This is a genomic window from Neobacillus sp. K501 (genome assembly GCF_053749995.1).
The window spans coordinates 19,898-44,052 of sequence record NZ_JBSLYA010000001.1 but is presented as its reverse complement, the minus strand read 5'-3'; the positions used below and the strand labels follow the sequence as shown (position 1 = coordinate 44,052).

General features: G+C 35.8%; 21 protein-coding genes. All 21 read left to right on the top strand.

The window, feature by feature from the left end:
- The first annotated feature begins 134 nt into the window (after window positions 1-134).
- The 21 genes from fliD to ACWM35_RS00130 all read left to right on the top strand — a co-directional run bounded on the left by fliD (window position 135) and on the right by ACWM35_RS00130 (window position 23,907).
- Window positions 135-1,652 (top strand): flagellar filament capping protein FliD, encoded by a 1,518-nt coding sequence (gene fliD / locus ACWM35_RS00230; RefSeq protein ID WP_454814338.1) that lies wholly within the window; start codon window positions 135-137, stop codon window positions 1,650-1,652.
- A 585-nt stretch (window positions 1,653-2,237) separates the two neighbouring features.
- Window positions 2,238-2,585, top strand: coding sequence for a carbon storage regulator (locus ACWM35_RS00225; RefSeq protein WP_454814336.1), 348 nt, complete (start codon window positions 2,238-2,240; stop codon window positions 2,583-2,585).
- Window positions 2,586-2,703: 118 nt separating this feature from the next.
- Window positions 2,704-3,519, top strand: a complete 816-nt coding sequence (gene hag, locus ACWM35_RS00220) for a flagellin Hag (RefSeq protein WP_454814334.1) — start codon at window positions 2,704-2,706, stop codon at window positions 3,517-3,519.
- A 99-nt stretch (window positions 3,520-3,618) separates the two neighbouring features.
- Window positions 3,619-5,550: a glycosyltransferase gene (locus ACWM35_RS00215; RefSeq protein WP_454814332.1), complete on the top strand. Its 1,932-nt coding sequence runs from the start codon at window positions 3,619-3,621 to the stop codon at window positions 5,548-5,550.
- Window positions 5,551-5,832: 282 nt separating this feature from the next.
- On the top strand, window positions 5,833-6,894 hold the full coding sequence (locus tag ACWM35_RS00210; protein WP_454814330.1) for a glycosyltransferase: 1,062 nt from the start codon (window positions 5,833-5,835) through the stop codon (window positions 6,892-6,894).
- An 88-nt stretch (window positions 6,895-6,982) separates the two neighbouring features.
- The gene (gene rfbF, locus ACWM35_RS00205) at window positions 6,983-7,765 is read left to right on the top strand and encodes a glucose-1-phosphate cytidylyltransferase (RefSeq protein ID WP_454814328.1); all 783 of its coding nucleotides are present in this window, start codon (window positions 6,983-6,985) and stop codon (window positions 7,763-7,765) included.
- A gap of 32 nt (window positions 7,766-7,797) precedes the next feature.
- A complete protein-coding gene (locus ACWM35_RS00200) occupies window positions 7,798-8,496 on the top strand; it encodes a hypothetical protein (protein WP_454814326.1) in 699 nt (232 codons plus the stop codon).
- The gene (locus ACWM35_RS00195; protein ID WP_454814324.1) at window positions 8,493-9,407 is read left to right on the top strand and encodes an NAD-dependent epimerase/dehydratase family protein; all 915 of its coding nucleotides are present in this window, start codon (window positions 8,493-8,495) and stop codon (window positions 9,405-9,407) included. The genes ACWM35_RS00200 and ACWM35_RS00195 overlap by 4 nt, the downstream gene beginning before the upstream one ends.
- Window positions 9,408-9,601: 194 nt before the next feature.
- The gene (locus ACWM35_RS00190) at window positions 9,602-10,477 is read left to right on the top strand and encodes a class I SAM-dependent methyltransferase (protein WP_454814322.1); all 876 of its coding nucleotides are present in this window, start codon (window positions 9,602-9,604) and stop codon (window positions 10,475-10,477) included.
- Between the two features lie 42 nt (window positions 10,478-10,519).
- Window positions 10,520-11,098 carry a dTDP-4-dehydrorhamnose 3,5-epimerase gene (gene rfbC, locus ACWM35_RS00185; RefSeq protein ID WP_454814320.1) on the top strand — a complete coding sequence of 193 codons (579 nt, stop codon included), beginning with the start codon at window positions 10,520-10,522 and terminating at the stop codon, window positions 11,096-11,098.
- Between the two features lie 88 nt (window positions 11,099-11,186).
- Entirely contained in the window at window positions 11,187-12,902 is a 1,716-nt protein-coding gene (locus tag ACWM35_RS00180) for a glycosyltransferase family 2 protein (RefSeq protein WP_454814318.1), read from the top strand.
- Between the two features lie 23 nt (window positions 12,903-12,925).
- Window positions 12,926-14,017: a CDP-glucose 4,6-dehydratase gene (gene rfbG, locus ACWM35_RS00175; RefSeq protein ID WP_454814316.1), complete on the top strand. Its 1,092-nt coding sequence runs from the start codon at window positions 12,926-12,928 to the stop codon at window positions 14,015-14,017.
- Between the two features lie 266 nt (window positions 14,018-14,283).
- Window positions 14,284-14,631 (top strand): flagellar protein FlaG, encoded by a 348-nt coding sequence (gene flaG / locus ACWM35_RS00170; RefSeq protein WP_454814314.1) that lies wholly within the window; start codon window positions 14,284-14,286, stop codon window positions 14,629-14,631.
- A gap of 35 nt (window positions 14,632-14,666) precedes the next feature.
- Complete coding sequence (locus tag ACWM35_RS00165; RefSeq protein ID WP_454814312.1) at window positions 14,667-15,221, top strand: DUF6470 family protein; 555 nt, start codon at window positions 14,667-14,669, stop codon at window positions 15,219-15,221.
- A 153-nt stretch (window positions 15,222-15,374) separates the two neighbouring features.
- The gene (locus ACWM35_RS00160) at window positions 15,375-17,393 is read left to right on the top strand and encodes a methyl-accepting chemotaxis protein (RefSeq protein WP_454814310.1); all 2,019 of its coding nucleotides are present in this window, start codon (window positions 15,375-15,377) and stop codon (window positions 17,391-17,393) included.
- Window positions 17,394-17,547: 154 nt separating this feature from the next.
- Complete coding sequence (locus ACWM35_RS00155) at window positions 17,548-19,566, top strand: methyl-accepting chemotaxis protein (protein WP_454814308.1); 2,019 nt, start codon at window positions 17,548-17,550, stop codon at window positions 19,564-19,566.
- 399 nt (window positions 19,567-19,965) lie between these two features.
- On the top strand, window positions 19,966-20,244 hold the full coding sequence (gene flgM, locus ACWM35_RS00150; protein WP_454814306.1) for a flagellar biosynthesis anti-sigma factor FlgM: 279 nt from the start codon (window positions 19,966-19,968) through the stop codon (window positions 20,242-20,244).
- Window positions 20,245-20,277: 33 nt separating this feature from the next.
- The gene (locus tag ACWM35_RS00145; RefSeq protein WP_454814304.1) at window positions 20,278-20,745 is read left to right on the top strand and encodes a flagellar protein FlgN; all 468 of its coding nucleotides are present in this window, start codon (window positions 20,278-20,280) and stop codon (window positions 20,743-20,745) included.
- 30 nt (window positions 20,746-20,775) lie between these two features.
- A complete protein-coding gene (gene flgK, locus ACWM35_RS00140; RefSeq protein ID WP_454814302.1) occupies window positions 20,776-22,215 on the top strand; it encodes a flagellar hook-associated protein FlgK in 1,440 nt (479 codons plus the stop codon).
- A 10-nt stretch (window positions 22,216-22,225) separates the two neighbouring features.
- Window positions 22,226-23,128: a flagellar hook-associated protein FlgL gene (flgL, locus tag ACWM35_RS00135; protein WP_454814300.1), complete on the top strand. Its 903-nt coding sequence runs from the start codon at window positions 22,226-22,228 to the stop codon at window positions 23,126-23,128.
- Between the two features lie 152 nt (window positions 23,129-23,280).
- Window positions 23,281-23,907 carry a flagellar brake protein gene (locus ACWM35_RS00130; RefSeq protein ID WP_454814298.1) on the top strand — a complete coding sequence of 209 codons (627 nt, stop codon included), beginning with the start codon at window positions 23,281-23,283 and terminating at the stop codon, window positions 23,905-23,907.
- Window positions 23,908-24,155 lie beyond the last annotated feature (248 nt).

The window sequence follows — 24,155 nt, the reverse complement described above, 5'->3', positions numbered from 1 at the left end:
TTTAAAGGGACGTTTACACGTCTCTTTTTTTCTAGTAAATGTTGCTAAACTTTTGGTGGCGATTATCCGATAATCAAACTATATTGGTATGTGCACAGATATGGTTTGCACAGAAATTAAAGGAGGTATAAGGAATGGTTGGTGTAAATAATACCTTAAGAATAAGTGGTCTTGCTTCTGGGATGAATACTGATGAGATCGTAGCCCAACTTGTAAATGCACAGAGCAGCCGTTTAAACAAAATGATGCAAAATAAAATATCAACGTCTTGGAAATCGGATGCTTATCGGGATGTGAATAAAAAGGTTGATGAATTTCGTAAGGCTATGGAAGGGCTGCGTTTGGAATCGACTTTTAATAAACAAGCAGTGACTTCCAGTAGTACTAGTGTGACAGCTTCATCTGCTGGAACGAGTACACAAACAAACTTTCAAATCACTTCAGCAACACCAGCACAAGCAGCGAAGCCTGCGATGGTTAGTTTCAATAGCGGGATGGCAAGTGGCACCACAAGTATAGGTACCTCTGCAATTTCATTTTCTCTAAACGGAACATCGGTAACTCTTGATGCTAATATGACATTTGATCAGGCGATTGCAAGAATTAATGAATCTAGTTCATCAACAAATGTAAAAGCATCAAATGTTGGTGGATCGTTAGTTTTTACATCATTGGGAACTGGTGCTACTCAGAAAGTTGAAATTACTGGCGCAACTTCAAACTCTTTAAAAATTGCAGATACTATTGATCCTAATACAAGTATGCCTGGGCCAGTTAAAGGTGTGGATGCTAAAGATGGGTCAGTAACGATTAATGGAACAACGATTATTATTTCCACTAATACGTTTACCTATGATGGAGTCACTTTTAATATTAATGGGGCAATTGATTCTACAAAGCCTGTTTCCATCCAAGTAGGAAGCGATACAGACAGTGTATTTAACAGCATTAAAACTTTTGTAGATAAGTATAATGAACTTATTGCAGATTTAAATGGGAAGATGACTGAGAAACGTTATCGAGACTTTCCGCCGTTATTGGATGAGCAAAAGAAGGATATGAAGGAAAATGAAATAAAATTATGGGAAGAAAAGGCTAAAAGTGGCTTACTAACAAGAGATTCTACCATCAGTAATTTACTTACTGAGATGAGAAATAGTTTAATATCGACTGTAGAAGGTACGGGAGGTAGTCTTCAATCTTTAAAGGAAATCGGGATTAACTTTTCTGCTAATTATAAAGACAATGGTAAACTTGTAGTAGATGAAGCAAAACTAAAAGGTATTCTTCAGACAAATCTTGAAGATGTTAAGAAATTGTTCACGGCAAATGCAGCAAGTACAGCGAGTAAAGAAACAACGGTGACAGATAGTAATATTCATAAAAATAGCGGTTTTGCCTATAGAATTTATGATCGTCTAAATGAGACGATTTCACAACTTGGAGTCATTGCAGGTTCTCCTACTGCCTCCATTGATACTAAAAGTAATATAGCAAAACAACTGTTATCATTGGATGAAAATATAGATAATGAACGAGATAAAGTTAGTGCTTATGAGAAAAGATTATGGAAACAATTCACAGCCATGGAAAAAGCACTATCACAGCTCAATTCTCAAGGATCCTGGATCTCACAACAGTTAGGAATGTAGTGGAAAAGCTAAAGTGAAACCAATATCTAGTAGGTTTTTATTATTTATTTCCCTACTAGCTATTGGTTTTTAAATTTTTGTATAAGAAAAACAGGAAAATATCTAAACAGGATTAATGAATATCCGATAAAACAAATAACAAGGAATTCTTTTATTAAGAAGCAAATAAATTTGAAAACAGGACTAAACAAAATGTTAGCTTCTCCGATAAGAGTAATACAAGGAATTCTTTAAGGATTTGGCATAATGGTTTTAAAAAAAGAGTACTAAACTATCAATCAGAACATCCGATAAGAATAATACAAGGAATTCTTTAAGGATTTGGTTAATGGTTTAAAAAAGAGTACTAAACTAACTACCAGAACATCCGATAAGAATAGAACAAGGAATTCAAATCGGATTGATGGAAAATGAATTTTAAAACTACTAAACTAACTGCCAAAACATCCGATAAGAATAATACAAGGATTTCCTTGGGTGTAAGAAGTTAAAAAAGTTTTAAAAATGCTAAACAATTCTTCGGATTTACCGAAAATAAGAATTGTAAGGCAATGTAAGGCAAATGAATCATTGGAGGAAGGTAACGTGCTTATTGTAGGCAGAGAAATTGGACAATCCGTTATTATCTGTGATGTCATAAAGGTTACTGTTCTACAAATTGATTCAAAGGTCTGCCTATCCATTGATGCACCAAAGCACATTCGAGTTTCTCAGCATAATGAGAAATTTAGTATGAAAGATAAGTTGAAAAAAGGAGCTAAAGTTATCGGTTCCTCAACAATAATTGGAGATTGCATCAAAATAACCATACTCCAAACCGAATCTGGATTACTTCGAATTGCCATTGATGCACCAAAGGAAATTAGTATCTTTCGAGAGGAATTGTACAAAGGAAATCAAATCTTTAAACATCATATTGTGCAAGCACTTTAGAGTTTGATACTGTATCTATTTTGATAATGGACCCTAAGGGTTTATTATAGATAAATTTTAAAAAGGGGATTATCCCCAAACAAAATTAAACTTACAATTTTAGGGAGGAAATACAATTATGCGTATCAATCATAACATTGCAGCTCTTAATACTCACCGTCAATTAGCGAATGCTTCTGGTGCACAATCAAAATCTATGGAAAAACTATCTTCAGGTCAACGAATCAATCGTGCAGGTGACGATGCAGCTGGTCTTTCAATTTCAGAAAAAATGCGTGGACAAATTCGTGGTTTGGAAACAGCTTCTAAAAATGCACAAGATGGTATTTCAATGATTCAAACGGCAGAAGGAGCTCTTAATGAAACACATGCTATTTTACAACGTATGCGTGAGTTAGCAGTTCAAGGTGCCAACGATACAAATACAACACAAGATCGTTCAGCAATTGAATCAGAACTTGATCAGCTTACTTCAGAAATCGATAGAATCTCAGGCCAAACTCAATTCAATAAGAAAAACTTATTAGATGGTACTTTAAACGCTACGCTTCAAATTGGTGCAAACGCTGGTCAACATTTAAATATTACAATTAGCACAATGAATTCTACATCATTAACAGTAGCAGATGCTAACGTCTCTGTTGATACTGCAGCTAATGCAAGTGCATCTATCGCTAATATTGATGCAGCAATTGAAGCTGTTTCTACTCAGCGTTCTTCATTAGGTGCATTCCAAAACCGTTTAGAGCACACTATCAGTAACTTGGATACTTCTGCTGAAAACCTAACTGCTTCTGAATCTCGCATTCGTGACGTTGACATGGCAAAAGAAATGATGAGCCAAACAAAGAACTCAATTCTTTCTCAAGCTGCTCAAGCAATGTTGGCTCAAGCAAATCAACAACCACAAGGTGTGTTACAATTACTTCGTTAATCTATGAAAAAATTAATGAACTTATAGAAATATCGTGCTTGGCTTTTCTAAGCACGATGTTTTTATTAATTTCATTAACAATTAGGAGGACACCAAAAGATGAAACCCTTTATTTCACTATGTATGATTGTGAAAAATGAACAGAGTGTTCTTAAAAGATGTCTACAATCTGTAGAAGGAATTGTAGATGAAATTGTAATTGTAGATACGGGATCCACTGACCTTACGAAGGTAATAGCCTCTCAATATACAAATAATATCTTTTATTTTGAATGGATAAATGATTTTTCTGCAGCTAGAAATTATGCCGCTTCTAAAGCAAAAGGGGACTGGATTGTTGTTTTAGATGCAGATGAATACGTTGATAGAGAAAATTTAATAGAGACGATTTCTTATTTGAAGTCTGCACCAATAGATTTATATATCTATAAGACAAATATTATTAATTTTGCAGGAGAGCATGGAGATCAACTTATTCAACATCAGCACAATCGGATATATAGGAATATTCCTTCTGTAAAATTCCATAGAAAAGTTCATGAGCAATTAATGAAAGATGATAAATCTGTTAATGGAGCAGAATCTCCACTTACTATTTATCACTCAGGTTATATGAAACATGTAGTAAAGGAAAAAAATAAAGGAGTAAGAAATAGAAAACTAATTGAAGAAGAGTTGCAAAAGACCGATAATGTAGCCTTTGATTATTTTAATCTTGGAAATGAACTTAACTCTATTGGAGAATATCAAAAAGCGTTGAATTGTTATCAAAAAGCTTTTAACCTGAAAAAGGATATTCATTATGCATGGGTACCAATAAATATTGTTCAACTTATTCATTGTCTTATATTCTTGCAAAGGTATCAAGATGCACTAAATGTAATTGAAGATGCTAAAAAGATTTGGACTGATGCGATTGACTTCTATTATTTACAAGGGCATATTTACTTTTTACAAAACCGTTTTGATGACGCAAAACTGGTTTTAAATGACCTCCTCAGTGAAAATACAACGTACAAAAAAACCTTAGTTAGTTTAAATTATAAGGATATATATCCTTATAATACACTTGGTAAAATTGCCAAGTTGGAAAGGGAAGAGTACCTAGCAGTTGAGTATTATTCGAAATCTCTGGGGTTAAATAAATATCAACAAGAAATTCTTATAGAATTAATACAAATATTAGTTCGCTATCATGATGAATCAGAGGTTGAAGATTATTTAAATAAACTGGGTCTTAATAAGGACAATTATCAGGTATTGAATACGATTCGAGTATTGTTACAGGTTCCAGAACTAAATATAGCAAAAAAATATTCTGAATACATTTTAGAAACTCCTGTTATAAAGGACGGGGTTAATCTAAAATCTCAACTTATAAATGGTGATATTACAGAGGTATTGTCAAAGCTAACTATCATGCCAATTAAAGATGTTCAATTGTTATTGGAACAACATATTATTGATGCCTATGATTTATTAATTATTTTACTTCAAGTACAAGGTTCAACGTATGAAATATTAACACAAAAATTATTTAGTAGTGACAACAGATTTATTGTTAGTATTTTAAATGGTGAAAAAGTAAAAGAAGAATTTATGGCCTACTTTACTCTTTTACTTGATAGATGCATTCGTTACAATTATTTTGATACTTTTGAAAAATTACTTCAATTGCGAGATGTTACACTCATTCCATTAACATTAAATATCGGACATCTTTTATACAGTCATGATTTTAAAGAAATAGCTATTGGTTTTTATCAGGAAATTAATCATATAGAAAGTTATGATGATGAGACAATTTTAAATATTATAAAAGAATTTATGAATCAAGAGGAACTTGATAGTGCCCTGAATTATGTCATATCGGGTATTGAACAAGGTAGAAGTGATTTTAGAACCTTCAAACTCGGCATTGAATTGGCAGAACGTAAGGATCTATCTGATCTAAAGAAAGAGCTAGTAAAGATTGCTTTAGAGCTTTACCCTGATAGTAGATTGTTGAAGAATTATCTATCGAGTCTATAGAGTGAGAACAACTCTAGGTCTTCAAGATGAAAATTTCACAAATTGGTTTGAGAACCCTACCATATAGGGGACACCTCTTCTGTATGGTAGTGGGAATCTTGGATTCACTTTTACCACCAAAAGAGGTGTTTTTTATTTTATCAAGGCGAGAACCATAGCTAAGAATGGCAATCAATTTACCATACTTTTGATTTGCGAATAATTTATTTTAAATAAAAAAACATAGAAAAATGAGAATATGTTTTGAACCATGGACTGACTGAAAAAGAAAGAGGGTTTCCATTGAAAATTTCTTTAGCCATGATTGTGAAAAACGCCGAATCAACAATTAAAAAGTGTTTGGATAGCGTTAAAGATATCGTTGATGAAATGGTGGTAGTTGATACTGGATCAACGGATAATACCGTAAATATCATAAATCAATTTCCTTCTGTAAAATTGTACCACTATCATTGGTGTGATGATTTTTCTGCGGCACGAAATTTTTCCATTGAAAAAACATCTGGAGATTATATTTTAGTTATTGATGATGATGAATTTGTTGTAAAAGGTACTAGAAAAGATTTTGAAGAAGCAATGAAAAAAAATGCAATTGGTAGAATCCAGCAGTATAGTCACTTTATTAAGCAAAATCAAGATTTCTATTCAAATATTTTTATTTCACGGCTATTTCCAAGAAATTTACGTTATACAGGTACAATTCATGAACAAATTGATGGAAATAATCAAAGGATGGACTTGGACTTTGTGGTTTACCATGTTGGTTATCTAGAAACGAATAAAGGTGAGAGAAACATTCCATTGTTAGAAAAAGAGCTAGAAAAAAATCCTAACGATTCTTACTATTTATTTCAATTAGGACAAGAATTAAGAATCCAAAAACAATATGAAAAAGCATTTCATTTCTTGAAACAATCCTATAAAATGGTTAATCCTAAAGCTGGATATTATGAAAAATTGGTAATTGAATTAATTGATTGTGGTAAAGAGCTAATACATGAAGATGTGCTCGTGATCATTAATGATAACGAAAATAAACTACAATATGTTACAGATTTCCATTTTTTAAAAGGATTATTTTATTTGGATTTCTGTTTAAAAAACCCAAAAAATGCAGAAAAGTATATTCATTTAATCGAGTCGAGCTTTCAAAAATGTTTAATTTTAGGCAAGGGGCAACATACAGAGTTTCTACAAGGAACAAGTAGCTATTTGGCTTGTTACAATTTAGGAGTCTTCAATGAGGTGACGGGGAATAGGGAAAGGGCGATCCATTTCTATCAGCTCGCAGCTAACTTCGGATACAAAAATGCAGACAATCGCCTAGAGGAGATTACGAATTAAGTGCTCGGGTTAAAGGAAAAAGAATAATTTTATCCATATTACAAAAGGATAATAATAGGAGAATCTAAACTGATAAGGGTGTGAAGTTATGAAGGTTGCGATTTTGGCAGGTGGTCGAGGAACTCGTATTAGCGAAGAATCCCATATTCGGCCGAAGCCAATGATTGAAATTGGTGATGCCCCGATCTTATGGCATATTATGAAAACTTATTCTTACTACGGTTATAATGAATTTATTATATGCTTAGGTTACAAAGGGTATGTCATTAAAGAGTACTTCGCCAATTATTATAGACATATGTCAGAGGCTATAACCTATGATTTTACCACAGGTAATACGCTTGAAATTCACCAAAACAAAGTAGAACCATGGAAGGTTACGCTAGTGGAGACGGGGCTTGATACGATGACTGGAAGCCGTATTAAACGGATTGAACCTTATGTTGGAAATAGTCCCTTTATGCTGACGTATGGTGATGGGCTTGCTGATATTAATATTAATCACCTTGTAGAATGTCATAGAAAGAATAAAAAGCTTGCAACGATTACTGCTGTACAACCAGATGGGCGGTTTGGTCGACTGGAAATTGAAGACAATCAGGTAATTGGATTTACTGAAAAAGTACGAGGAGACGGTGGATGGATCAATGGAGGCTATATGGTTTTTGAGCCAGAAATCTTCAACTATTTGCCAGATCGAGATACGACCATTCTTGAACAAGCCCCCTTACAAAATCTCGCACATGACAGAGAGCTTAATGTGTACCAACACAATGGGTTTTGGCAGCCAATGGATACCCTTCGAGAGAAAATTATGCTTGAAGAACTCTGGAACGATAACAGGGCACCGTGGAAGGTTTGGAAAGATTGATTATAGCTTGAAATGATTTATGGAGGCATAATATGTTTAAACTATCAATGTCAGTTGTTGAGTTAAAGGAGTATGTTTTTCGTCAATTGAATCATTTTTTTCCGGACAATCGAATGTCTCCAAATGATCAGCTTTTTATCCACTCTTTAAATCACGCGTTAGAGCGGTCAGAGTATTGCTTTAAACATATTGCATTAAAGTCATTCCATAATAAAGGGACTACGTACTTTTCTCATCTGCATGCGGATCAATATACTATTTTTCTGTGGTTCTTATCCAATACTGTTTGGAAGGAGTATCAAGATATTGAAATCGCATCCAAACTTTTCTACCTTAATAAAACACTAAATGGTGTTGTATGTATGTACGATGCAGGGTTACCGGATATTTTTTTAATTGTACATGGAGGAGGAATTGTTTTAGGAAAGGCGAAGTATCAAGACTTTTTTGTTTGTTATCAAGGTTGTACGGTTGGTGCTATCGAAGGGGTATACCCTGTTATTGGAAGAGGTGTTGCTATGGCTCCTCAATCAAGCATAATTGGGGAATGTGTCGTCGGGGACTTCTCTACTATTGGAAATCAATCACTTCTGCGAAATAGAAACCTCAATGAAAGATCTATTTATATCCGTAATACAGATACAGGGAGCCATGATGTACGACAATCTCAGATGCCTTGGGCACAATCATTTTTTAACGTTCCAATTCATGATAACGGAGAAGAGAAATGAGAAACAAAACAATACTAATAAGTGGAGCAAACGGCTATATAGCTCTCCATTTAACTCAACTATTGAAAAAATTGAACTATAATGTTTTAAGGGCTACCAGAGAAGGTGTTGAGGGCCTTGAAATGGATTTTTCCCATCCTTACCGCGTATCGAATATTAATTGTAATGACATCTATGCAATGATACATACTGTTTCACCAAATGAAGAGCTATATAAAACAGATCCTTACCGTGCTTTATCTGAAAATAGTTCAGGTATTCATGCTGCCTTGGATTTTTGTAGGAAAAACAACATAAAAAAGTTCATCTACTTATCAAGCTTTCATGTCTTTGGAAAGCAAACAGGTAAAATAACGGAAAATGTACCACCTGCTCCAATTAGTGATTACGGTTTGGCGCATCTCACTGCAGAACAAACTATTCAATTGTTTGATAGAAATCAATGGATTAATGCTTGGATCGTAAGACCTTCAAATCTATATGGAGTACCAGTTGATTTACACAAGTTTAAAAGATGGAATCTAATCCCTTTTTCTTTCTGTAATGAAGTTGTAAAGGAAAAAAAGATTACCTTAATGACAGCAGGAAATCAGCTTAGAAATTTTGTTAGTGTTTCGGATGTATGTCAGAAAGTGTGCTGGATATTAGAAAATAGTCCAAAAGAGCGTGTTTTTCACGCGTACGGAAATGAAACGATTAGTGTTTATCAATTTGCTCTGTTGGTAAAAAAAGTAGCTCAAGATGTACTTCAACATTCTGTGGAGATCACAAGGCCATTAGGTAATGATTCAGTTATACCATTTGAATTTACAAGCATTTATTCACTACCTGATTTGTTGCCGAAAAAAAAGCTAGAAACTTATGTTGAGGAAATGATTCGCACACTTCTCATGTTCAGAAGAAAGGATTGATACCTATAAATTGTAATATTTGTGATAATAAATGTATCCATTTAGAGACGTATACACAAGCCCCTCATAAGCTGATGAATGTATATGATTCAGAGGAATTACAATTAAGGGACCTAGAAATTTATTATTGTACGATATGTGGGCATACTCAAATACCCTCTTGTATTAGTGAGGATTACTATGAGGAATACTCTATGGGCTCATTTTGGGGATCAAGCTTCAGATCAACACGGGAAGCACAAATTGAACGGCTTGCCAGTTTAGCTCCATCCAACAGTAGATTTTTGGATATAGGTTGCGGAGTAGGTCATTATCTGACTATTGCCAAGAAACGGTTCACTAATTTATTTGGTGTTGAACCTTCCCGTACAAGTGTTAAAATTGCCAGAGAAAAGGGATTCACCGTTATCCATGACTATTTTCATGAAGGATTGGAATTTGATGGTGGATTTGATGCTATTTCAATTATTGAAGTATTAGAACATTTAGAACAACCATTGGTTTTATTTAAACAAGCCGCAAGGTTACTAAATGAGAATGGTATTCTTCTTGTAGAAGTTCCCAATGGTCAGAGGATCGTTGAAAAGAAATTGTTTAATAACCTCTGTACAGATCACATCCAGTATTTTTCGGTGTCAAGTTTGTCTTCTATGGCTCATCAAGCCGGTTTATCCATAGTTTGTGTGCAAGAATCAAGGGATCCCAACCTACTTGAGTTATACGTTAAAAGATCAACCAGATCACAAGAGTCCTTTACTTCTAAACGAGATGTCGCTATGGATCGTTTATTAACCAAACTTTCCCCGAAAGATAGGGTGTCTGCTTGGGGAGCAGGTGCGGAGTCTGTTAGTTATTTAGCCATGCTCCAGAAGGTAACAAACATTCAATGCTTATTTGATAGTGACGTAGCTAAACACGGTCATTCAATTGCAAAGATCCCAATCCTTCCGCCAACAGCCGAGAATGTAACTAAATTTGATAAGATCATCCTATTTGCCAGTGCTCATAGACAACAAATACAAGAGCAACTCAATGAACTAGGTTTTTGTGGAGAACTTCTGGATATTTGAATAACATACAGGCAAATAATACCCAGTTAAAGGAGAAGAAGTATGATTATTCGCACAACCCCATTGAATGGTGCTGCAATCATTGAACAAGAACCAATCCAAGACAGTCGTGGCTTTTTTGCTAGAACCTTTTGTAAAAAAACAATGGAAAAACATGGTATTTTTTTTGATGCAGTCCAAGCAAATGTTGCCTATAACATAAAATCTGGAACCCTTCGGGGGATGCATTTTCAATTACCACCATTTAGTGAGGATAAGATTGTTACTTGTTTTAGTGGAGCCATCTACGATGTTATTGTTGATTTAAACCGCGAGAGCTCCACCTACACAAAATGGTTTGGAGTGACACTATCTGAGGAAAATGGGTTATCTTTGTATGTTCCTAAGGGTTTCGCTCATGGGTATCTAACACTTAAGGACAATACTAGCATTCATTATATGGTTAGCGAATATTACACCCCTTCTTCTGAGTCAGGAGTACGCTGGAATGATGATGCGTTTGGAATTGATTGGCCTAACAAGAACAATCTAATTATTTCGCAAAAAGATCAACAGTGGAGAGACTTCAATCGAAATACGGACGGAATCTTTTTAACTGAAAGGAAGGCCTATGAGGAATAATGATATTGAACAAATAGTAGAACTCTTACATATAGGAAGGGAGGGTGTCGATTACTTAGATAACCGTATCCAAAATGGGGAGCTAAGTATGTCTGATATTGATATTCTGACTACTTTGATCGAGTTATTGGATGCTTTAGAGAATAAAACCATTGATTCATCCGTCCCACATAGGGTAAGGGAAATTAATAATAATATTAAATACTATATAGAGCGCTTAACATATAATGCGGAATATGGGAAAATAAACGAGTTTTTATATGATTTTAGATTTCATTTTCTTTCTTTATTTAGAATTCTTGAATTTGAAATTGCTTATATCATCGAGAAATATGTAATCAAAAGTGATTATCCACACTTGTACCCTGAAGTAAGAGAAATTGATCATAATGAAATAGTAGCTCTTGGAGAGAAAGCCATTTGTAAGGTGAGTGTTGTGCTCCTAGCTTATAATAATTTAGAATACACAAAAGAATGTGTTGAGAGTATTTTAGAAAATACACATGGTGTGGAGTACGAATTAATATTAGTTGATAACGGATCAACGGATGGAACTAAAGAGTATTTTGATTCCATTGAAGGTGCTAAAGTTATTCATTTAAAAGAAAATCTACATATTGTAAAAGGATTTAATATTGGATTAATGGCAGCAGAAGGGAAATATTGTGCTGCAGTTTGTAATGATTTTATCTTTGCACCTAATTGGTTAAATAATTTAATTCTTTGTATAGAATCTGATCCATCATATGGGTTTGTATCACCAGGTGCGACAAGTATTTCGAATTTGCAACAAATTAATATTAAGTTTGATTCAAAAGAAGATTTCATAGAAAAGGCTGCAGAATTTAATAAGAGTGACCCTAGTAAATGGGAAGAACGTGTTGTATTATTACCAAATGTTTTATGTTGCCCAACTGCACTTTTAGATCAAATCGGTTATTATGATACTAGATTTTTCAGGGGAGAATTTTTAGATGACGATATTAGCTTTAAGATTAGAAGGTCAGGCTATAAACTTATCTATTGCTCAGATACAGTTACATACCATGTCGGGAGTTTAACAACTGCAAGTGATCACTTATTGAATTCCCTTGAAGAAGGTAGGAAAACATTCATTGAGAAATATAAGTTAGATGCATGGACTGATGCTCGCATAAATCCGGTAAACTCATATGCCATTTCCAATAATCTTACAAGTGCAGATTCTATCCTTGGTATCGATGTAAAATGTGGTGCAACGGTATTACAAATAAAAAATGGTATTTGGTCTAAATATAGAAAAAAACCTTTATTGTCAATTGGTACAAGCGAAGAGAAATATAAAGTCGATGTCGATTCTATCGCGGATCAGTATTTCACTTTTTCTGATTTTTCCGAGATATCGAAACAGGGATTTAGTGATGTAGAATTAATCTATATTGAAAAGCCTCTGGATCTGTATAATGAAGATTTAGAAACAATTTTTACTAGTCTTTCAAATGTAATGAAAACTAATGGTAAAATAATTTTTACTGTAAATAATATCATAAGTATTGAAAACTTATTCAAAATGTTGCTTTCAAAAGAATCAATGCACAATCGTAAAATTTATATTCAGGACAAGTTGCGCGAAATTGCGATACAGCAAGGGTTTTCTGATATTTCTGTCATAAATATTGTTCCAGAAAGGAGCAATGAGTCCAATCAAAAGGTAATGGAGATTGTATCCAGTTTGGCGGGTGGAAAGCAATCAAACAGGGAATACATTGAGTCGATGTTACTTGCCGATTACTTTTTGTATGAGATGAACTATCAGGGAAAATAATGAATGATGCTAGGAGTTCCGTAATGAATAAAACGAAAATTGTCGATCCTTCGTTTTGGGTGGGGAAGAAAGTTTTTTTAACTGGTCACACCGGTTTTAAGGGAAGTTGGCTTAGCCTCTGGCTGCACCTCTTGGGAGCAGAAGTAACAGGATATGCATTGGAAGCTCCAACAACTCCCTCTTTATTCGAATTGGGAAAAATAGAAACTTTCATGAAAAAATCAATATATGGGGATGTGTCTGATTTAGAGTTATTAACTCAATCAATGGTGCAAGCTGAACCGGACATTGTGATTCATATGGCGGCACAGCCCTTGGTTCGAGCTTCATATGTTAAACCAGTCGATACTTTTCAGACAAATGTAATGGGAACTGTTCACGTATTAGAAGCCACACGCTCTTGTTCGTCAGTGCGCGCCATTCTGAATGTAACCACTGACAAATGTTATGAAAATCAGGAGTGGAGCTGGGGATATCGCGAGATTGATCACTTGGGGGGATATGATCCGTATTCTAGTAGTAAAGCATGCTCAGAATTAATTACATCAGCTTATCGTCGATCCTTTTTAGAGGGTTCCAATATTCGTGTTGCTACTGCCCGTGCAGGAAATGTAATCGGAGGGGGAGACTGGGCGGAGGACCGCTTAATTCCCGATTTGATTCGATCGTTAACGAATGAGAAAAAAATACATATTCGTCATCCTGGGGCAATGAGGCCATGGCAGCATGTGCTTGAGCCGTTATCAGGCTACCTCGTTTTATGCCAGAGTATCTATCATAATGAAGAAGACTATTCGGGTGCATGGAATTTTGGTCCGTTAGATAGTGACGTGCGTTCAGTAGAATGGATTGTACAGAAAATGCTTAATAAATGGTCTGGACATCACCCAGGGTATGAAATTGATTCTCAAAAACACGTACATGAAGCTACCATGCTGAAGCTCGATTGTTCCAAAGCGCACACTCAGTTAGGTTGGTATCCTCAGTGGAGATTAGAAAAAGCATTGGATCTGACCATTCAATGGGTTCATGATTTTAAAGCGGGAAGAGATGTAAAGGAGATATGTATACAGCAAATTAACGAATATATGAATGAGGAACATATGAATAGTTGAAGAATCAAAAGGGGGCCATTTTAGTGACTCCCTTTTAAAATTAGGATGACATTTTAACGTTTTATGTTCTTCTGATTTATAACAATACAACTTTATCTTCAACTAATTATTTTTTACTTTAGTTCATCCTCTTATTTAGCTCTGTTAAATTACTAATTTTGAGAATAGGTTATTTCATATACTTCCCACAATTAATAGCAACTCTAAACATTTCCACTTTTATACCGATAAGGTAATTGTACCATCGATAGAAGGAGGGGTGGCAGATGTTAGAAAAGGTATCAAGCACTACTAGTCCATTAATAAAACAAGTTGAGCAAGTGGAAAGTATTCCAAAAGTTAAAGAGATGACAGCAGAGAAGCAAGATTTACCCCAGCAGCAAGCGCAATCAAAGGAAAAAACAGAAAAAGTAATCCAAAGCATGAACGAGTTTTTAAAAGAATCGAATACCCATTTAAAATTTTCACTTCACGAAGAATTACAAGAATATTATGTGGCGATTGTTGATGATTCCACAAATGAAGTGATTAGAGAGATTCCGTCGAAGAAATTACTCGATATGTATGCTGCTATGACAGAATATGTTGGTTTATTGGTTGATCGGAAGGTATAAGAGTACATATGAAATTTAATTAAGGTGGTGAAAGTATGAGAATCCCGCAAATCCGCTTACAGCAAACCTATGCCCAAATTGGACTGAATATTAGCCAACCTAGGCAGGAAATCGAGCAAAAACCAGCTGATATGCAAATAAAACAAAATTCATCTAAGATGACAATCGATCGAACACCATCAAAGCTGACGATAGATCAAGATCAGGCTTGGGGTGAATTAGGTTTTAAGCCAACCAGTGAGTTATCTCGAGAGTTTGCTGATGCCGGTTACCAAGCAGCCATTGAAGCCATTGGTGAGATTGCCTCAGAAGGGGATCAATTAGCTGCGATTGAACAACATTCAGATGCTTTCGTCGCAATTGCAACAGAAAAGGGGAATCCACCACCTGCGGATTTCAATATTGCTTTTATCCCGAGCCATGGTTCAGTCAAAATTGATTATACTCCATCTGAGGTACGTATCAATTGGGAACGGGGCGGAGCCGTAATCGAAGTGAACCCGAATAAAACGATACACAATTATACCCCTGGTAAAACGGAAGTCTATCTTCGACAAATGAATCAGCTTCAAATTGATTTTGTTGTTTAAAACAGTGAAACTATATTCACTAATTTGTAACAGTATGAAGTTCAAACTGAACTAATACTGTTATTTTTTTATTTATCATTTAAACATTTTTTGAAAATAACCGATTACAAAAATGAAGGTATAATCAGTATTTACTAAAAAGGGAGGTTTAACATGTCACATCGAAAGAAAAATACATCCAAGATCAAATGGAATAGCGTGAAAACAAAGTTGATTGTAGGTATGTCTGCTGTTGCAATCATTCCAACGATCTCAATTGCAGTCATTTCAAATAGTGTTTCGAAGAATGTTATGGAAGAGGAGTTATCTCGTTCCACCGTTCAAGTAACCAAACAGTCGAGTGAGAGTTTGACTTATAAAATGCAAGGGGTTACTGCACAATTGCAATTTCTAGCAAACAATAAATATTTTTCTGAGTTTTTTCAAGATCCAACGAATACAACAAATGGGTTTTCTGTTTTAGAGGGGATATTGAAAACGAACCCTGAGTTTGCTTACGTGTCCTTTGGGTCTGTTAATAAGGATATGGTAAGTGCCCCATTAGAGGAGCTGCCTGAGAACTATGATCCAACAACGCGTGATTGGTACATAGGAGCAGTAGAGAAGAATGGAGATGTATTTTATAGCGAACCCTATCAAGATGTGAGTACTAAACAAATGGTACTAACGATTTCACAGGCAGTTTTTGACAAAACGGGTGGACTAACAGGTGTAGTTGCGATTGATTTAGATATAAGTAAATTTTCAAAATCAATCAGTGACATTACCATCGGCAAAACTGGTTATATGACGGTCATTGGAGAAAATGGAAAATATATTTCTCACCCGGATGAAAAAAAGATTGACTCTGATGAAGCGACAAAGCTCAAAGATTGGGATGAAATTCAAAAAGGTAAAGAAGGCTCTAGCGAATATGAATTAAATGGAACAGAAAAATTTTCTGCCTATGTTACCAATGAAAGCACAGGCTGGCATTTTGTATCCATTTTAGAAAAGGCAGAAATAACAGCTAGTTCTAAAAAAATAGGTACTATGAGCTGGATATTTACCTTGATTTTTGGACTTTTGTCTGCGATAACAGCTTATATTTTTGGCAAACGAATATCAGACAAAGTACATACTGTAAAAGACGCTCTAGAAACGGCTGCACAAGGAGATTTTAGTGCCAGAGTATCTGTAAATGCTAAAGATGAATTTAATGAGTTAGAAGAAAGCTTTAATGATACGTTGGATCAATTGTCTACATCTTTTGAGAAAATTGGAACGTCATCAAAATCAGTGTTAGAAACTTCCTCACAGCTTTCGGTTATCACAAGAGAAACAAACGCAGCTTTATCTGAGGTAGCTCTTGCGATAGAAGAAATAGCTCAAGGAAGTTCATTGCAAGCGAGAAATGTACAAGTTAGTTCTGAACAAATGCGTGGTTTGGCACAACAACTAGAGGATATCTCAGTTGTTACTGATAACATGAACAAAGTATCTCATCGTTCGATGGAATTAAGTACGAAAGGGTTAGAGCAGGTGGAATTGCTTTCAGACAAATCATCTGAAACCAAATCATCTACCACAGAAGTCGCTTCCATCGTACAAGAGGTCAATGTACGAATGGAAGAGATTAATGAGATTATTGAGGTTATCACGAAAATTACCGATCAAACGAACCTTTTATCGCTCAATGCATCCATCGAATCTGCAAGAGCTGGCGAGCATGGTCGTGGATTTGCGGTTGTTGCGAATGAGGTAAGAAAATTAGCGGAACAATCACAAGCATCTGCCGGAGAAATCAAACGGATTGTCGATAGCATTAAAGGGGTGGTTAAGAATGCTGTAGATTCGATGGAACGCACAAATCAAGCCGTAACCGACCAAGATCAAGCGGTAAACCAAACGAAATCGATCTTCAATGACATCTTAGCTGCGGTTCGTGAATTGGCACAAAAAGCAGATGAAGTTCAAATTGCCATCAAAGAAAGTAATACCAATAAAGATGCGGTAACGAACGAAATGGAAAGTATTGCTGCCGTATCACAACAAACGGCAGCCGCAACAGAAGAAGTAGCAGCATCAGCCGAACAAATCTCAGCAACCATGAACTCATTCACCCAACATGCTAACGGCTTAAAAGAATTATCCGAACAACTCGACAGTGAAATTAAGAAATTTAAGTTATAGGCAGAAAAATTACAAATGAAAAAACAGTCAAAATTCCATGAGAATTTTGACTGTTTTTTATTATGTTTGATTAAACTTTTTCAAAAAGATTCCGATTAATAGATATAAGTAATAAAATCAAAATCATTACTAATAAATATACAGGAGGTTTATCGTGGAACAGCGAAAGAAAACGACATCTAAGTTTAAATGGAATAGCGCGAAAACCAAGTTAATTGCTAGTATGACTGCTGTAGCAATCATCCCAACAATTACCATCGCTATTGTTTCAAATACCGTTACCGCCAAGATTACAAAAGAAGATCTATCAAAATCAACCTTGCAGGTAACAAAGCAATCAAGTAGGAGCTTGGATTATAAAATTGAGGGTGTAGGAAACCAACTAAGCCTTTTGGCGAATAATATCAACTTTACTGAGTTTTATCTGAACGATATGAATGCCACATATGGATTCTTTCTTTTAGATGGAACTTTGAAAACAAATAGCGATTATCAAAATGTCTATTTTGCCTCATCCAAAAAAGATATGATTCTAGCACCAAAACAGGAACTTCCAGAAGGGTACGATCCAACTGGGCGTGACTGGTATAAAGGTGCCGTTGAGAAGCAGGGAGAAGTTTATTACAGTAATCCATATGAGGATGCCGCTACAAAGGAGCTAGTCATCACAATATCTCGTGCGGTATTAGATAAGAATAGTGAAATTGTGGGTGTGGCTGCCGTAGACCTAAACATGAGTAACTTTTCGAAATCCATTAACGAAATTAAAATCGGTGACAATGGTTATATGGTGATTATCGGGGAAGATGGCAAGTTTATCACTCACCCAGACGCCAAACAAATAGGGTCTGATTTAGCCACTACACTCACGTTATGGGATGACGTCAAGGAAAGTAAAGAAGGCTATAGTGAGTATGAATTAAATAACACAGAGAAATTTTCCGCTTATACGACAAATGAAAACACAGGATGGAAGTTTGTTTCAGCGGTAGAAATGAAAGAAATTACGGATGGTGCTGAAAAAACTAGAAACATTGCCTGGATTTTAACCATCATCTTTGGTGTTTTATCTGCATTGGCCGCATTTATTTTTGGTAAAAGAATTGCAAATAACATCCTTGCGGTAAAAGGTGCATTGGAAACAGCCGCACAAGGAGATTTTAGTTCCAGAGTATCTGTGAATACAAAAGATGAATTTAAGGAATTAGAACAAAGCTTTAATGAAACAATGGATCAATTATCAACATCATTTGAAAAAATTGGAACATCTTCTAAAACCGTATTAGATACATCTTCACAATTATCCGTCATCACAAGAGAAACGAATGCAGCTTTATCAGAAGTTGCTCTGGCGATTGAAGAAATTGCCCAAGGAAGCACTCTACAGGCTAGGAATGTTCAAGTAAGTTCTGATTCGATGAAAGGGTTAGCTCAACAATTAGAAGATATTTCGATTGTGACAGAAAACATGAACAACGTCTCTAATCGCTCAATGGAATTAAGTACAAAGGGATTAGAACAAGTTGAATTGCTTGCTGGTAAATCTGGTGAAACAAAAGCCTCAACTAGTGAAGTTGCTTCAATCGTACAAGAGGTCAATGTACGCATGGAAGAAATTAATGCCATTATTGAGGTTATTACTAAAATTACAGATCAAACGAACCTATTATCACTTAATGCTTCGATCGAATCAGCAAGAGCAGGAGAACACGGTCGTGGATTTGCGGTTGTTGCGAATGAAGTAAGAAAGCTTGCAGAACAATCACAGGCATCTGCTGGTGAAATTAAGCGCATTGTTGATAGTATTAAAGCAGTAGTTAAGAATGCAGTTGACTCAATGGAGCGCACAAATCAAGCCGTAACAGACCAAGATTATGCGGTAACAGAAACAAAAACAATCTTCACTGACATCCTATCAGCGGTTCGCGAGTTAGCACAAAAAGCGGACGAGGTTCAGACTGCCATCAAGGAAAGTAATGCCAATAAGGATGCGGTAACGAATGAAATGGAAAGCATTGCGGCAGTATCAGAACAAACAGCTGCTGCAACAGAAGAAGTAGCAGCATCAGCAGAACAAATCTCAGCAACCATGAACTCATTCACCCAACACGCCAACGGCCTAAAAGACCTATCAGAACAATTGGATAGTGAGATTAAGAAATTTAAACTGTAAGTTAAGATTAAAACGAACATTAAATATTTCCGCTTAGTTGATTGGAGCGGAAGGCACGAAGACTCCTGCGGGAGTACGGGACAGGGGAGACCCCACAGGCGCTTAAGCGCCGAGGAGGCTCCCCGGCACGCCCGCGGAAAGCGAAGTGCCTGGAGCGGAAATCAACGGCAAAGTTAGGTGCAGTAAATTGGTTATTCGCAAAGAGAAGCTATATACAATAGCTTCTTTTTTTTGTACCGTTTTTACTAATAGGTAATAAAAACATAATGAAAGTTACAAGTTATTCTGATAAAATTAAACACATTGCCCACCAAAACTGAAAAACTTTAAATAAGAACTAAACCAATTTACTGACCTGCCGATAATTTAAATATCGAGGAATAGGAGGGAACTCTTAAAATGAGAATTAATGATACGAATTATGGTATTTATTCCTACCAAAACCAACAGAACCGTACAAATATAACAAATACTACGAAAAAACCAGCCGCTTCAGCGGAAATCCAAATATCATCGCGCGGTCGTGAAATGTCACAAGCTATCATGTCGGAACAGGCTAAACGCCAAGAACGTGTTCAAGAATTAAAACAGCAAATTGCCGACGGAACTTACCGTGTAGATAGCGGTAAAGTTGCCGAAAAGCTATTCGACTTTTGGAACAATAACAATTCTAATTAGGAGTTGGTCAGCATCGAAGCGCTAAAAAATCTTATGACTACATTGGAGTCCATGATTGAAGCCCATTCACGTTTACTAGAGGTTGCAAATGAAAAAAGAACCATCCTAGTTAGTGGTGATACCCAAGGCCTCCAAACCTTAGTTCATAAAGAAAGCTTATATATAGATGAAATTCAAAAGCTCGAAGAGAATCGAAAACAGCAAGTACAAGAATATATGGAAAATCAAGGGGTAACCGGGGAATCGTTTACCCTTGATGAATTGATGCAGATTATTAAATCTCCTAATGAACAAGTGGCGCTACAAACAATCGCAAAGAAACTTCGTTCATTAGTTCAAGAACTTACTCATGTAAATGAGAGTAATCAGCAATTAATTCAAACATCGCTTTCTTTCGTGCAGTATTCCATTGGGATGCACGTAAGAAAGGAACCACCAGTCGGCTACGGTCCAAAAGCGGGTAACAACCGATATTCTAGTATATTAGACGCAAAAATATAGAGATTTTTTTAAAAAAGGAGGGGAACAGGTATGGCTTCCACGTTTCATGGCTTGGAGTTAGGTAAAAGGGGACTTTATGCCCAACAATCAGCCCTGTCGACAACAGGACATAATATTGCAAATGCTAATACGACCGGATATACGAGACAGCGAGCAGAGATGCAGGCGACAAAAGCGATTTCTTATCCAGGGATGCACAGCGATACATCTCCTTCCCAAATTGGGACCGGTGTAGAAGTTAATAAGCTTGTTCGCTTAAGAGAAGAATACTTGGATGTCCAAATCCGCGGCGAAAACAAAAACTTAGCTTATTGGGAAGCGAAAAGCGATTCGCTGTCCAAAATGGAAGAAATTTTAAATGAGCCGTCAGAGACAGGTTTAGCAGCAACGATGGATCAATTTTGGAAAGGCTGGCAGGAGTTGGCGAAAAACCCTGACAGTGCAGCTGCCCGTGGGGTCGTGAAACAAAGAGCGATTGCCGTTACTGAGACATTTAATTATATCTCAGATTCTTTGGATCAAATGAAGGATGACCTCAAAAATGTTATTAATACGAAAGAAACAGAGGTTAATTCGTTAGCTGAACAAATTGGTAGTCTGAATGACCAAATTGCAAGGATGTTACAAAATAATTATCAACCCAATGATTTATTAGATCAGCGTGATGTATTAGTCGATCAGCTTTCCAAATTGGTTAATGTGAAGACCATGCCTACCCAGCCAGTGAATGGGATGGTTGATGTTTTTATCGGCAGTGAGGCATTAGTGTCTGGAAGAAATGCTGGTAAATTAGAAATTGGATATGATTCGACAGGACAATTTGTTGATCCTGCCAACACAACCATTACAATGGCAGGTACTAAAAAAGCAGTAAACATCGAATCAGGTGAATTATTTGGCCGAATGGAATCTTTTGGTATCCTAGGCGACAATAAAACTTCAACTATTCCAGGAATGAAAGACCAAATCGATACTTTAGCTAAGAAATTCATTGATAGTGTAAATGATGCACATAAAAATGGCATAGGTTTAGACGGTAGTACTGGTCTAGAGTTTTTTTCAGGTTCAAATGCAAAAGATATCGCCGTAAACAATGACATTATGACTTCGTTAGACAAAATTGCGGCAGGAGCTCTTGAAACTGGAGGTGGCACATCCTCTGGAAACGGGAAAAATGCTTTATTGATTGCTAATCTCCAAACATCAACAGGCATCGATGACAGCTATCGCAATATTATTGGTCAGTTAGGGATTGACTCTCAGGAATCACAGCGTATGCGTGATAACTCAGAAGTCATCGTCAACCAAATCGAGAATCGCCGTCAATCTGTTTCAGGCGTTTCCTTAGATGAAGAAATGGCCAATATGATTAAATTTCAACAAGCGTACAATGCATCTGCACGAATGGTTTCTGTAATGGATGAATGCCTTGATAAAATTATCAACGGCATGGGTCGTGTAGGACTGTAGGAGGGATGAAATGGGTACACGAGTAACACAAAGTATGCTGAATTCAAATATGCTGTTTAATTTGCAGAAGAGCAATAAGCAGATGGAAAAATATCAAGAACAATTTTCCTCAGGAAAAAAGATTAATAAACCTTCTGATGACCCAGTTACTGCAGTACGTGGGATGGTATACCGTTCAGCATTAAATGATATCGACCAATATAAAAGAAATATTGGAGATGGAGTTTCTTGGATGGAGGCTACCGATGAGGCTCTAGATGAAGTAACCTCTGTCATCCAGCGTATTCGTGAAATTACTGTACAAGGTGTTAATGGAACAAATGGTGAAACGGATCGATATGCAATTGCAGAAGAAATTAATCAGTTAAAAGAGCATTTGGGAGAAGTTGCGAATTCTCAAATAGCTGGTAAATATATTTTTGCAGGAACCGATACCAAAAATCCACCATATAGAACAGGTACTACTGGTGCGAAAGAGTTTGTGAATAATAATCAAGAGAGTGTTGAAATACAAGTTGGCCAAAATAATAATGTCCAAATAAATGTTGCAGGTACTGAAGTATTCAAAAATAAAGACATTGGCAGTATTTTTGATGTATTAAATAACATTGTAACCGACTTTAATTCTCAAAATACAGCACCTTCGCAGGACCATTTAGCAGAACTCGATAAACAAATCGATAACATTTTAAAGGAGCGCTCAGAATTAGGTGCTAAGATGAATCGATTGGAATTAAGTTCATCACGCGTAGATGGACTAGAAGTATCAACAACAAAAATGCTATCAACGGAAGAAGATGTTGATCTGTCTCGTTTGATCATTGATTTAAAAGCACAGGAAAACGTGCAAAAAGCTGCACTTTCCGTAGGTGCTCGTATCATCCAGCCAACGTTAATGGATTTCCTACGTTAACATCCAAAGGGGCACACAGACATCTGTGAGGGCCTCTTTTTTTGATAGAGTTTGAAATTTAAACCAGATAAAAATTTTTGCAGGAAATTATCACAAATTTTGGTATAATGAGAGAGAGCATATAGGAATTTAGAACTAACAGGAGTGAGCCGATGTATCCAAAAGTGAATCAAAATATTATGATTGACATCAATGACCATGATGCTTCATGTCGTTCTTTAGTCGCTGAGGTCGGAGATGAGGAGATTTTAATTTGTTTTCCAATGGATAAAAGTATTACTGGACTATTAGCGATTGGAACAAAATTAGAAATAACCTATATTGTGGAAGATAATAAGTATTCGTTTCAAACAGAAATAACTGGAAGAAAAAAAGCAGTTATGCCTTTATTTCATATTCGAAAACCAAAGGAAAATGAAATTATTCGAATCCAACTAAGAGAAAATTTTCGAGTAAGAACCAATTTACGACTTTATTTGGATGAATATGAGCTAAGTACAATCAATATTAGTGCAGGCGGCGCACTATTTTCCTGTGAAATTGATTTGCCATATCAGCAAGGAGAGCAGGTTAGCGGAACCATTGTCCTGCCTAATTTACAAATGAAGGAATTGGATTCCGTAAAGTTTGATGGAGTAATCATTAGGATTAATCAGATGAATAACGACGATCGCAAATACGTAGCCTTACAATTTAGCAGCATGGACCAAAAAGATCAAAAGAAATTGGTACAGTATTGCTTTGAGAAAGAGAGACAAAATCGTCTAAAAGGTAGATAAATAAATAGTAAAAAAGTAACGAATGAATGAGTACCCTTATAGGTAAAAAGGGTGCTCTTTTTGTTAAATTTTAAATAAAATTGAAAAAATTACCCAATTTAGTAGTTTACAGATGCTTACATAATTTGTATAATAAATTTGTTGGGAATTTTGGAAAAACTTTCTCACACTTCGATATTTTACCTTTGATAAACCCCAATAAAATCTTCAACTGATTCGAATACATATAGTAAAGCCATTCATCACGC